Source organism: Enterobacter sp. HSTU-ASh6, assembly GCF_026319105.1.
GTDB classification, from domain to species: Bacteria; Pseudomonadota; Gammaproteobacteria; order Enterobacterales; family Enterobacteriaceae; genus Enterobacter; species Enterobacter sichuanensis.
On the sequence record NZ_WSPD01000012.1, the window covers coordinates 47,350 to 59,872 of the forward strand.

At 55.9% G+C, this 12,523-nt stretch carries 11 protein-coding genes; 8 read left to right on the plus strand and 3 right to left on the minus strand.

The annotated features are described in order from the left end of the window. Positions 1-14 precede the first annotated feature (14 nt). Positions 15-968: a flagellar hook-associated protein FlgL gene (gene flgL, locus GM298_RS15480; RefSeq protein WP_025755822.1), complete on the plus strand. Its 954-nt coding sequence runs from the start codon at positions 15-17 to the stop codon at positions 966-968. A 75-nt stretch (positions 969-1,043) separates the two neighbouring features. Here flgL and GM298_RS15485 read toward each other — a convergent pair whose 3' ends face one another. Beyond that, the gene (locus GM298_RS15485; protein ID WP_045284999.1) at positions 1,044-2,258 is read right to left on the minus strand and encodes an MFS transporter; all 1,215 of its coding nucleotides are present in this window, start codon (positions 2,256-2,258) and stop codon (positions 1,044-1,046) included. A gap of 109 nt (positions 2,259-2,367) precedes the next feature. On the opposite strand from GM298_RS15485, the gene GM298_RS15490 reads away from it, so the two are divergent. Further along, positions 2,368-3,306, plus strand: coding sequence for a LysR family transcriptional regulator (locus GM298_RS15490; RefSeq protein ID WP_266154441.1), 939 nt, complete (start codon positions 2,368-2,370; stop codon positions 3,304-3,306). Between the two features lie 41 nt (positions 3,307-3,347). Here the strand turns inward: GM298_RS15490 and rne are convergent, their stop codons facing one another. Beyond that, positions 3,348-6,461: a ribonuclease E gene (rne, locus tag GM298_RS15495; RefSeq protein ID WP_266154442.1), complete on the minus strand. Its 3,114-nt coding sequence runs from the start codon at positions 6,459-6,461 to the stop codon at positions 3,348-3,350. A gap of 572 nt (positions 6,462-7,033) precedes the next feature. Between rne and rluC the strand changes: the two genes are divergently transcribed. Next, a complete protein-coding gene (gene rluC / locus GM298_RS15500; RefSeq protein WP_045284997.1) occupies positions 7,034-7,981 on the plus strand; it encodes a 23S rRNA pseudouridine(955/2504/2580) synthase RluC in 948 nt (315 codons plus the stop codon). A 76-nt stretch (positions 7,982-8,057) separates the two neighbouring features. Here the strand turns inward: rluC and GM298_RS15505 are convergent, their stop codons facing one another. Further along, positions 8,058-8,642: a Maf family protein gene (locus GM298_RS15505; RefSeq protein WP_045284996.1), complete on the minus strand. Its 585-nt coding sequence runs from the start codon at positions 8,640-8,642 to the stop codon at positions 8,058-8,060. 140 nt (positions 8,643-8,782) lie between these two features. On the opposite strand from GM298_RS15505, the gene yceD reads away from it, so the two are divergent. The 5 genes from yceD (at position 8,783) to fabD (ending at position 12,514) form a co-directional block, all read left to right on the plus strand. Continuing rightward, positions 8,783-9,304, plus strand: a complete 522-nt coding sequence (gene yceD / locus GM298_RS15510; RefSeq protein ID WP_021240759.1) for a 23S rRNA accumulation protein YceD — start codon at positions 8,783-8,785, stop codon at positions 9,302-9,304. A gap of 16 nt (positions 9,305-9,320) precedes the next feature. Next, positions 9,321-9,494, plus strand: coding sequence for a 50S ribosomal protein L32 (gene rpmF, locus GM298_RS15515; RefSeq protein WP_003857964.1), 174 nt, complete (start codon positions 9,321-9,323; stop codon positions 9,492-9,494). Between the two features lie 80 nt (positions 9,495-9,574). Continuing rightward, positions 9,575-10,609: a phosphate acyltransferase PlsX gene (plsX, locus tag GM298_RS15520; protein ID WP_025758132.1), complete on the plus strand. Its 1,035-nt coding sequence runs from the start codon at positions 9,575-9,577 to the stop codon at positions 10,607-10,609. Positions 10,610-10,615: 6 nt separating this feature from the next. Beyond that, a complete protein-coding gene (locus tag GM298_RS15525) occupies positions 10,616-11,569 on the plus strand; it encodes a beta-ketoacyl-ACP synthase III (RefSeq protein WP_025758133.1) in 954 nt (317 codons plus the stop codon). A gap of 15 nt (positions 11,570-11,584) precedes the next feature. Continuing rightward, positions 11,585-12,514 carry an ACP S-malonyltransferase gene (gene fabD / locus GM298_RS15530; protein ID WP_025758134.1) on the plus strand — a complete coding sequence of 310 codons (930 nt, stop codon included), beginning with the start codon at positions 11,585-11,587 and terminating at the stop codon, positions 12,512-12,514. Positions 12,515-12,523 lie beyond the last annotated feature (9 nt).

Below are 12,523 nucleotides of genomic sequence, written 5' to 3' on the forward strand. Positions count from 1 at the left end.
GGTTGAGGTGAAAAATGCGTATTAGCACCCAGATGATGTACGAGCAGAACATGCGTGGGATCACCGATTCCCAGAGCAGATGGCTGAGCTACGGTGAGCAGATGTCCACCGGAAAGCGTGTGAATCGTCCGTCGGACGATCCCATCGCGGCGTCGCAGGCTATCGTTCTGTCTCAGTCTCAATCCCAGAACAGCCAGTTTGCCTTAGCGCGTACCTTTGCAACGCAAAAGGTGTCGCTGGAAGATAGCGTGTTAACGCAGGTGAACACCGCGATCTCCAGCGTACGCGAGAAACTGGTTTACGCGTCGAACGGGACGTTAAGCGATGACGATCGTCTTTCTCTGGCGACCGATATTCAGGGGATCCGCGATCAGCTTATGAACCTGGCCAACACGACGGATGGTAACGGTCGCTTTATCTTCGCGGGATACAAAACCGAGAGTGCACCGTTTGATGCGGCAACCGGCGATTACAACGGTGGCACTGAGGCGATTACCCAGCAGGTTGATACGGCGCGAACGATGGCCATCAGCCATACCGGACAGCAGATTTTCAACAGCATCACCAGCAATGCTGAAGAGCTGCCGGGCGGTGGATATGGCGAAACAAATATGTTCAAAATCCTTGATTCTGCTATTGCATCGCTGAAGACACCGATTGAGAACGATCCGGCAGCCGCCGCGGCGCAAAGCCAGGTGATTGCCAACACGCAGATCGGCATTAAAAACGCCCAGAACAACATCCTGACGGTCGTGGCGGATGTGGGTACCAAGATGAACGAGCTGGAAAAACTCGATACGCTGGGTGATGACCGCGCGCTGGGTCAGACAAAGCAGATGAGTGATCTGGTTGACGTTGACTGGAACGAAGCGATCTCCTCCTACACCATGCAGCAGGCAGCCCTGCAGGCATCGTATAAAGCGTTTAGCGATATGCAGGGCATGTCTCTGTTCCAGCTGAACAAATAACATCTTGACCTCTTGAAACATGTCTTGAAACTGGGCATGTTTTACTGCCCAATCCGTCTGGATTGGGCATTTTTTTTATGCTGCTTCTGCCGCAGCGGAGGCGATACGTGCACTTTCCATCAGGCGAATCACCAGCGCAATGATGCCGCAGATGGTCGCCAGAGCGACTACCCCCGTCCAGCCAGCCAGCGAATAGATGTTACTGCCTAACGCCGAACCCAACGCCATTCCGATAAACACCATCGTGAAGAGCAGCGCATTAAGACGACCGCGTGCCTGCGGTTCAAGGCTGTAGACCAGGTTCTGGTGGGCGACCAGACTGGACTGCAGACCCAGATCGAAACCGACGGCAGAGAGGGCGATAAGCATCAACTGCCCATGAACACCCAGTACGGGCATCAGGAACATCAGGGCGAAGGAGACCGTCACCAGAACAGCACCAAGCTGCGTGACTTTTCCTGCGCCCAGCTTGTCCGCCAGACCCCCTGCCAGCGGGGCCGCTAACGCACCGGCGGCACCGGCAATACCAAAACCGCCCGCGACGGCACTGCCCAGGTGATAACGTTCCAGCAGCATGACTGCCAGCGTAGACCAGAAGGCGCTAAAGGCAATCGACAGAAAACCCTGAGCCAGCGCGGCACGGCGCAGCGCCGGATAGCGACGCCACAGGTGCTCCATTGAACGCATCAGCGCGGGGTAGCTCAGCGTGGAGTGAATGGCAAAACGGGGAAGTACAAACCACATCATTACCCCGATAAACGCAATGCTCGCAGCCGCCAGCTGGTACATGACGCGCCAGCCGAACGCTTCGCCCACCACGCCGCTCACGGTCCTTGATAATAAGATACCCAGCAGCAGCCCGGTCATTACCGTTCCTACGGTTTTACCCTGTTTGCCTTCCGGGGCGAGGATCGCCGCGGCGGGGACAATATCCTGTGCCATGGTGGCGGCCATACCGATAAGCAGGCTTGCTACCAGCAGAGAGTGGAGCTGTCCGGTCAGGCTACAGCCGAGGAGAAACAGGGCCAGTGCCGCGCTTTTGATCAGGATTAACGTCCGGCGGTCATGACGATCGCCAAGCGGAAGCAGGAACAGGATACCTAGCGCGTAGCCAGCCTGCGTCAATGTGGGAACCAGCCCCATACCTTCAATTGTGAGATGAAGATCGGCACCCATCAGCGGCAGAAGAGGCTGGGCGTAGTAGATCGATGCCACGCTGAAGCCAGCCCCGAGGGCCAGCATGAAAATCACCCAGCGGCTTGCAGCATGGGGCATTGTAGTTGTGTTCATAGGTTGTTCCTCATTCGTCGTGTGAAGCTATTTTTCATCAGCAGGCGTTGCGTGGGTAGCCAGCCCAGTGGTAAAACGCTTATACGTTTAGCGTATAGGCCAAAAGGCAATGAAAAGAACTGAGCGTATAGACAGGGTGGAGGTAATGCGGACGTTTGTCCGCATTGTTGAGGCGGGTTCACTCTCTGCGGCGGCACGGCAGCTGGCAACAACCCAGGCCACGGTGAGCCGACGTTTACAGTCGCTTGAGACAATGCTGGGCGTGCGCCTGCTGCTGCGCACCACCCACACGACGCGGCTGACGGATGACGGCGAACGCTGCTATCAACACGCTCGTCGGGTGATTGACAGCTGGCTGGCGCTGGAAGATGAGGTGGGGCAGTCGGAAGATGAACCGGTAGGCGTGCTGCGGGTACGGGCCCCGCACGCCTTTGGGCAGGATCAGCTTCTGAAGCCGGTAACCGAATTTTTGCAACGTTATCCGCAGCTTTCTATTGAGTGGATGCTTAACGATCGGTCAGCTGATTTTCTCGGCGACAACCTTGACTGTGCGATTCGGGTGGGCGTGGAAGTCGATCCGGCGACCGTCTCCGTGCTGCTGGCTGAAGTGCCGCGCTCGGTGGTGGCTTCTCCGGCACTGCTGGCCCGTTTCCCGACGGTTAACACCCCGGAGGATTTGCAACAGTTCCCCTGGATAGCCATCAGCTCGTTCTACCAGCGTCATGTGGAGCTTTTTCACGAGGCATCACCCGCCACCGCGCGAGTGGCGATTACCCCCCGCCTCAGCACTGACAGTCTGTATGTCGCGCGCAATACGGCCCTCACCGGGCTTGGCGTCGCGGTCGTATCCAGCTGGACGGTACAGGATGATATTCGGGAGGGGCGGCTGGTGCATTTACTGCCAGAGTGGCAGCCGGCGGCATTACCGGTGCATCTGGTATACCCCTGGTCCCGTTATTATCCAGCGCGCTTGCGGCGCTTTCTGGAGCTGATGCGGCAGGTCATGCCGGAGGTCACCGGGATGAGAAAGCCCGTACAGCAGCCATAAAAAAAGCCGACCCGGAGGTCGGCTTTTTACGTTCAGCGTCGTTATTCGACAGACTGTGGACGCGTTGCCGGGGCGGTCGCCTGGTGCGTTGCACTGTGGCCACCTGCAGCGCCTTTACCGTCGAAGTTGAACGCCGGGCGTACCCAGTCACTGTGACGCGGGGCTTCAGGCACGTATTCCGGCGCTGGCGCGCGCGTCATCGGTGCTGTCGCCACGTGGGCAGCGGCTGGCGCAGAAACAACCGGCTCTGGTTTCACCTCAGGCGCTTTCGCTTCTTCGGCTTCACGAACAGGTTCCACGGCAATCTCTACGTCCTGAACCACTTCTTCAGTGACGGTTTCGACCACAACCTCTGCGGCTTCTTCAACCGCGGCGGCAGGCTGTGCTTCTTCCACAACGCTTTCAGCCACGGCGGTGTCTTCTTCAGCAATCAGCTGTGGTGCGGCATCAACCGGCGCGGCAATCACTTCAGGATGCGTGGTTTCCACTTCTACCGCCTGCGGAGCTTCAGCTTCAACAGCCTGCGGTTCCACCACGGTAGCAGCTTCAGCCACCACTTCTTCAGCGACAGCGACAGGTGCAATCACCTCTTCGGTTACCGGCTGTTCTTCAACAATCTGCTCCGGACGAGCAACCGGGTAGCGGATCCAGACCTTACCGGAGGCCATTTCTGGCGATGCACAGGCAATGGTCAGCGGCATTGGCGACTGGGTCGGGTAACGCTCGTCACGATAGCGACGACGGCGCTGACCGCTGACGCGCAGATGACGTGGGGAACGACGCGAACGACGTGGCATGCCGGCGTTATCACGGTTTTCACCGTTTTCATCCTGCTCTACGTTGTTGTCCACGACCGCTGGCAGGTCAACTTTTGCCAGCTGCGTACCGGCTGCGCTCTCGTTTGTTTCCGCAGCGATTGCTGGCGCTTCGGTGGCTTCGGAAGCGAAACGCACTTTTTGGGTAAGCTGGCGCTGCTTACGACGCGGCATTACCTGAGTGCGTTCTTCCTGCTCGCCGTCCTGCTGTTCAACAGCCTCTTCGCGGTTCAGGTTTTTGACTTCCTGCTGCGCCTGACGCTTCTCGTCGTTACGACGACGGTTACGTTCACGGCGTGGCTGCTGGTCGTCACGCTGTTTGCTCTTCTCAGACTCATCGCCCGCCTGCTGGCGAATTTCACGATCGTCAACGTTCTGCTGTTGTTTCTCGCGACGGTTACGACGGTTGTCTTCGCGTTGCTCACGGCCTTCGTTATTCTCAGCGCGGTTGTCACGACGTTCGCTACGGTCGTTACGGTCGCTGCGGTCATTACGATCGCGGCGGTTGTTCTGACGCTTGCGGCGGTCCTGCTGACGCTCAGGTTTAGCGGCTTTCGGCTCTTCTTTCGGCTGCTCTGGCTGAACTTCCTCGCCGGCAAACATTTTCTTCAGCGCACCGAAGAAGCGGCTCAGCAGGCCAGGCTGCGCAGGCTGGGCTTTCGCCGCTGCGGCCTCTGGTTTCTGCGTTGCGGCTTTCGCTGCCGGTTTTTCCAGCGCCGTTTCTGGCGGAGCTTCAGGCATGATAAAGGTGGCTAACGCAGGCTGCTCTGGCAGTTTGCGCTCGGCCGGCTCTTCATCGGAAGGCAGAGCCATCTCTTCTTCATGCAGCTTCGGCAGCAGGTAGCTGAGGGTCGTTGTCTCTTCGCCTTTACGGACGCGCAGCACGTGATAGTGCGGGGTTTCCATCTGATCGTTTGGCACGATGATGCAGCGAACGCCACCCTGACGCGCTTCAATGGCACTGACCGCGGCACGTTTTTCGTTCAGCAGGTAGGAGGCGATTGGCACAGGAACAATGGCGTGAACCTCTTTGGTATTCTCTTTCAGCGCTTCTTCTTCAATCAGACGCAGGATAGAGAGGGACAGAGATTCGTTATCACGCACGGTACCGGTGCCGGAGCAGCGCGGACAAACGTGATGGCTGGACTCACCCAGCGACGGGCTAAGGCGCTGACGGGACATCTCCAGCAGGCCGAAGCGAGAAATATGGCTAATCTGGATACGCGCACGATCCTGACGAACCGCTTCGCGCAGACGGTTTTCTACCGCGCGCTGGTGGCGAACAGGGGTCATGTCGATGAAGTCGATGACAATCAGACCACCCAGGTCGCGCAGGCGGAGCTGGCGGGCGATTTCATCAGCGGCTTCAAGGTTAGTGTTGAAGGCTGTCTCTTCGATGTCGCCACCACGCGTCGCACGCGCGGAGTTAATGTCGATAGCGGTCAGCGCTTCAGTGGTATCGATAACGATAGAACCGCCGGATGGCAGACGCACTTCACGCTGGAAGGCGGACTCAATCTGGGATTCGATCTGATAGTGGCTGAACAGCGGGATTTCACCGGTGTACAGTTTGATTTTGCTGGTGAAATCCGGACGGCCCAGCGCGGCGATGTGCTGGCGCGCCAGCTCAAGCACTTTCGGGTTATCGATCAGAATCTCACCGATATCCTGACGCAGGTAATCGCGGAAGGCACGCACGATGACGTTGCTTTCCTGGTGGATCAGGAACGGAGCAGGACGGCTTTCCGCCGCTTTCTGGATAGCTTCCCAGTGCTTCAGTCGGAAGCTCAGATCCCACTGCAACGCTTCGGCAGATTTACCTACGCCTGCGGTACGCACGATAAGCCCCATGCCATCAGGCAGTTCCAGGCTTGCCAGCGCTTCTTTCAGCTCGGTACGGTCATCACCTTCGATACGGCGAGAGATGCCACCCGCACGCGGGTTGTTAGGCATCAGAACCAGATAGCTCCCTGCCAGGCTGATAAAGGTGGTCAGTGCGGCACCTTTGTTGCCACGCTCTTCTTTATCAATCTGAACGATAACTTCCTGACCTTCACGCAGAACATCTTTGATGTTTGGGCGGCCATGGGCGTTGTAGTTTGCAGGGAAATATTCGCGGGCGATTTCTTTCAGAGGGAGGAAACCATGACGCTCAGCACCGTAATCGACAAATGCAGCTTCAAGGCTTGGTTCAATGCGGGTGATTTTACCTTTGTAAATGTTCGCTTTTTTCTGTTCGTGTCCAGGACTTTCGATATCCAGATCGTACAGGCGCTGCCCATCCACAAGGGCGACACGCAACTCTTCTTGCTGAGTTGCGTTGATTAACATTCTTTTCATCGTAACTTACTCGTTATTCTTACATTGACGACAAAGCTGCGGGCAAGGTGACGCTTTCCGGGGTATGAACCGATGGCCTCGTGTCTATTCACGTCGCCAACCTCACGGTTGTCGCTCGCTTAAGAGGCGCAGAGTGTCGGTTGCCTGTGTTTCATACGGAAACACAGCGCAATTATCAGGGGAATTGCCTGGGTAGAACTCTCCAGAGAACAATCCTTATACCGGGAAGTACTGCAACCCGCAGCCCGCTAACTGCCTGAAAGATCAATACGTCTTACGCCATTGCTGCGTGGATGATCGGTCAGACAAAATTGGTCATTCCGTCGAGATCCTTACAAAACCCGGATTTAACGCGGAAAACGGCTTCATTATTCCACTGCTAGCCGGGTTATAGCAAGATGACTTTTACCAATTATCACCCGGTTACTCACAGTTTCTTCACTTCAAGGTGGTGATTGGTTTAATAACCACCAAACCGATTGCGCGAAACAGGGGGCAGGCCGGATAAAAGTAAATATAAGCATAGAAAAATGAGTGGCGCTAATGGCTGACGATATTTAGAATCGCCCACCATGAAAACAGAGACTCCAGCCGTAAAAATGGTTGCCATCGCCGAAGACGAAGCGGGGCAACGTATCGATAACTTTTTGCGCACTCAGCTGAAAGGCGTGCCAAAGAGTATGATTTACCGCATCCTGCGCAAGGGCGAGGTGCGGGTTAACAAAAAACGCGTCAAGCCTGAGTACAAGCTCGAAGCCGGTGACGAAGTGCGCATTCCACCGGTGCGCGTTGCTGAACGCGAAGAAGAGGTTGTGTCGCCGAAGCTGCAGAAAGTGGCGGCCCTGAGTGATGTGATCCTCTACGAAGATGACCACATTCTGGTGCTCAATAAGCCGTCCGGAACGGCGGTGCATGGCGGGAGCGGTTTGAGCTTCGGCGTGATTGAAGGGCTGCGTGCCCTGCGTCCGGAAGCGCGTTTCCTTGAACTGGTCCACCGACTTGACCGTGACACCTCCGGCGTACTGCTGGTGGCGAAGAAGCGGTCAGCTCTGCGCGCGTTGCATGAGCAGCTGCGCGAAAAGGGCATGCAGAAAGACTATCTGGCGCTGGTGCGCGGTCAGTGGCAGTCCCATGTGAAAGTGGTGCAGGCGCCGCTGCTGAAGAACATTCTGCAAAGCGGCGAACGTATTGTCCGCGTGAGCCAGGAAGGCAAACCTTCTGAGACGCGTTTTAAGGTGGAAGAGCGCTATGAGTTTGCCACGCTGGTGCGCTGCAGCCCGGTGACCGGACGTACCCACCAGATCCGCGTGCATACGCAGTTTGCAGGCCATCCGATTGCGTTTGATGACCGCTATGGCGATCGCGAATTTGATAAGCAGCTGGCGGGCACGGGGCTGTCGCGTCTGTTCCTGCATGCGGCAGCGCTGAAGTTTACCCATCCTCATACGGGTGAAATCATCCGTATTGAAGCGCCGCTGGATGAGCAGTTAAAACGCTGTCTGAAAGTGCTGCGCGGCTGATTTTGCCCGGCGGCGCTACGCTTGCACGGGCCTACGGTTTTGTAGGGCGGGTAAGCGTAGCGCCACCCGGCGAAGATCACATTGTCAGTGGATTACACGCTTCTCGCCTCAACATCTGACACAAGGCAATCAGCGGCAATCCCACCAGCGTGTTGGGATCCCGGCCTTCCAGCTTGTCAAACAGCGCAATCCCCAACCCTTCACTTTTAAAGCTACCCGCACAGTTGAGCGGGCGCTCCCGTCGCACATAATCCTCAATTTCTTGCTCACTGAGGTGGCGGAAGTGAACGTCGAAGGGCTCGCATTCTGTTTGCAGGTGACCAGAGGCGGAGTTATAGAGCGCCAGGCCCGTATAAAAAGTGACGATATTGCCGCGCGCCTGCAGTAATTGCTGACAGGCTTTCTCCTCGGTGTGCGGCTTGCCGGTAATTGCGCCGTCCAGTACACAAACCTGATCGGAGCCTATAATCAAATGCGAAGGGTAACGTGCGGCCAGCGATTGCGCTTTCTCTTTCGCCAGACGCGTCACCAGATGACGCGGTGACTCGCCCGGTTGTGGCGTCTCATCAACCTCTGGCGCGGCACATTCAAACGGGATCCCGAGCTTTTCCAGCAACATTCGGCGGTAGGGAGAGGTGGACGCGAGAACGAGATTTGGCATATTTTTATCACCAGATATAGCGTATCGATGCCAGCCATTTTAAACTACAGGCCGCAATGTGTGCGAATAATTGGCAAAAGGCAGCCCAGGTTGCCTTTTTCTTTGACTCTATGACGTTACAAAGTTAATATGCGCGCCCTATGCAAAAGGTAAAATTACCCCTGACTCTTGATCCGGTTCGTACGGCTCAAAAACGCCTCGATTACGAAGGTATTTATACTTCCGATCAGGCTGAGCGTATTGCCGAATCCGTAGTCAGTGTGGACAGTGATGTAGAATGCTCCATGTCGTTCGCTATCGACAACCAGCGTCTCGCCGTTTTAACCGGTGATGCAAAGGTGACGGTAACGCTCGAGTGCCAGCGTTGCGGGAAACCGTTTGTACAGCATGTTCACACAACGTATTGTTTCAGTCCGGTTCGTTCTGACGAACAGGCTGAAGCACTCCCGGAAGCGTATGAGCCGATTGAGGTTAACGAATTCGGTGAAATCGATCTTCTGGCTCTGGTTGAAGATGAAATCATCCTCTCCTTGCCAGTGGTTCCGGTGCATGATTCTGAACACTGTGAAGTGTCCGAGGCGGACATGGTCTTTGGGGAACTGCCTGATGAAGCGCAAAAACCAAACCCATTTGCCGTATTAGCCAGCTTAAAGCGTAAGTAATTAAGGAGTAAGGTCCATGGCCGTACAACAGAATAAACCAACCCGTTCCAAACGTGGCATGCGTCGTTCCCATGACGCGCTGACTGCAGTTACCAGCCTGTCTGTTGACAAGACTTCTGGTGAGAAACACCTGCGTCACCACATCACCGCTGACGGTTTCTACCGCGGCCGCAAGGTTATCACTAAGTAATCACGCGTCAGCGTGATTAGGCTTAGTGAGGAGCTCCCCGTGCAAACGGGGAACTTACCGAACCAGGCTGCGACGATACCTTGACACGTCTAACCCTGGCGTTAGATGTCATGGGGGGAGATTTCGGCCCTTCCGTGACAGTGCCTGCAGCATTGCAGGCACTGAATTCTAATTCGCAACTCACTCTTCTTTTAGTCGGTAATCCCGACACAATCACGCCATTACTTGCAAAAGCTGACTTTGAACAACGTTCGCGTCTGCAGATTATTCCTGCGCAGTCAGTTATTGCCAGTGATGCCCGGCCCTCTCAGGCTATTCGTAATAGCCGTGGAAGTTCTATGCGCATCGCGCTGGAGCTGGTGAAAGAAGGGCGCGCTCAGGCCTGCGTCAGTGCGGGAAATACCGGCGCGCTGATGGGGCTGTCGAAATTATTGCTCAAGCCTATTGAGGGCATTGAGCGCCCGGCGCTGGTGACGGTGTTACCGCATCAACAGAAGGGTAAGACGGTGGTGCTCGACCTGGGCGCTAACGTCGACTGTGATAGTACAATGCTGGCTCAGTTTGCCGTAATGGGTTCGGTGCTGGCAGAAGAAGTGGTCGGGATTAATACCCCCCGTGTTGCGTTACTGAACATTGGTGAAGAAGAGACCAAAGGCCTGGACAGCATTCGCGATGCGGCTGAATTGCTCAAACAGGTTCCCTCCATCAACTATATTGGTTATCTCGAAGCCAATGAGTTGTTGACGGGTAAAACGGATGTTCTGGTGTGCGATGGTTTCACCGGAAACGTCACGTTGAAGACCATGGAAGGGGTGGTGCGTATGTTTCTTTCTCTGCTGAAATCGCAGGGAGAAGGCAAAAAAAGCGCCTGGTGGTTGATTTTATTAAAGCGTTGGTTACAAAAAAGCCTGACGCGGCGATTCAGTCACCTCAACCCCGACCAGTATAATGGCGCCTGTCTGTTAGGATTGCGCGGCATCGTGATTAAGAGTCATGGCGCCGCCAATCAGCGAGCATTTGCTGTCGCGATTGAACAGGCAGTGCAGGCGGTGCAGCGACAAGTCCCTCAGCGGATTGCCGCTCGCCTGGAATCTGTATTAGCTAAAAGTGACTGAGCGTACATGTATACGAAGATTTTAGGTACCGGCAGCTACCTGCCAAAACAAGTGCGTACCAACGCCGATCTGGAAAAAATGGTAGATACGTCTGACGAGTGGATTGTCACGCGCACAGGTATCCGTGAACGTCGTATTGCCGCGCCAGACGAAACCGTGTCGACCATGGGTTACGAAGCCGCACAGCGTGCTATCGAGATGGCGGGCATTGATAAAGAACAGATTGGTTTGATCGTGGTCGCCACGACGTCTGCCACACACGCTTTCCCAAGCGCGGCGTGCCAGGTGCAAAATATGCTCGGCATTAAGGGCTGTCCGGCGTTTGACGTCGCTGCCGCGTGCGCAGGTTTTACCTATGCACTGAGCGTTGCCGATCAGTATGTTAAGTCCGGTGCCGTCAAATATGCGCTGGTGATCGGTGCTGACGTGCTGGCGCGTACCTGCGATCCGACCGATCGCGGAACGATCATTATTTTTGGTGATGGTGCAGGTGCGGTGCTGCTGGGCCAGTCCGAAGAGCCGGGCATTATCTCCACGCATCTGCATGCTGACGGAAGCTACGGTGAGCTGCTGACACTGCCTAACGCCGATCGCGTTAATCCAGACAATGCCATTTACCTGACCATGGCAGGTAATGAGGTGTTCAAGGTGGCGGTGACTGAGCTTGCGCACATTGTTGATGAGACGCTGGAAGCCAATAACCTGGAACGCACTGCACTCGACTGGCTGGTGCCGCACCAGGCGAACCTGCGTATCATCAGCGCGACCGCGAAAAAGCTGGGCATGTCGATGGATAACGTCGTGGTGACGCTGGATCGCCACGGCAACACCTCTGCGGCGTCAGTACCGTGCGCATTTGACGAAGCGGTACGCGACGGGCGAATCAAACGGGGCCAGTTGGTCTTGCTTGAAGCCTTCGGTGGCGGGTTCACCTGGGGTTCCGCGCTGGTTCGTTTCTAGGATAAGGAATAAAAAATGACGCAATTTGCTTTTGTGTTCCCGGGGCAGGGCTCTCAAACCGTTGGGATGTTGTCTGAAATGGCAGCAAACTATCCGGTAATTGAAGAGACTTTCCGTGAAGCTTCCGATGCACTGGGTTATGATTTGTGGGCGCTGACCCAGCAGGGGCCGGCCGAAGAACTGAACAAAACCTGGCAGACCCAGCCAGCACTGCTGACCGCGTCCGTTGCGTTGTGGCGTGTCTGGCAGCAGCAGGGTGGTAAAGCGCCAGCGCTGCTCGCGGGCCATAGCCTGGGTGAATACTCTGCGCTGGTCTGTGCCGGTGTGATCGCGTTTGCTGACGCGGTACGTCTGGTGGAACTGCGCGGAAAATTCATGCAGGAAGCGGTGCCAGAAGGCACGGGCGGTATGTCTGCCATCATCGGTCTGGATGATGCCGCGATTGCAAAAGCGTGCGAAGAATCCGCTGAAGGCCAGGTGGTTTCTCCGGTTAACTTCAACTCGCCGGGCCAGGTCGTTATCGCCGGTCATAAAGAAGCGGTTGAACGTGCTGGTGCGGCCTGTAAAGCGGCGGGTGCCAAACGTGCGCTGCCGCTGCCTGTTAGCGTGCCGTCACACTGTGCGCTGATGAAACCTGCTGCCGAAAAACTGGCGGTCGAGCTGGAAAAAATTACGTTTAACGCACCGACGATTTCCGTTGTGAATAACGTCGACGTGAAATGCGAAACTTCGCCGGAAGCTATCCGTGACGCGCTGGTTCGCCAGCTCTACAGCCCGGTACAGTGGACCAAAACCGTTGAGTTTATGGCAGCGGAGGGCGTTGAGCATCTGTATGAAGTTGGCCCAGGGAAAGTCCTCACCGGTCTGACTAAACGTATTGTTGACACCCTGACTGCCTCGGCGATTAACGAGCCGGAAGCGATGTCAGCGGCACTCTCGCAATAAAAGAGGAAT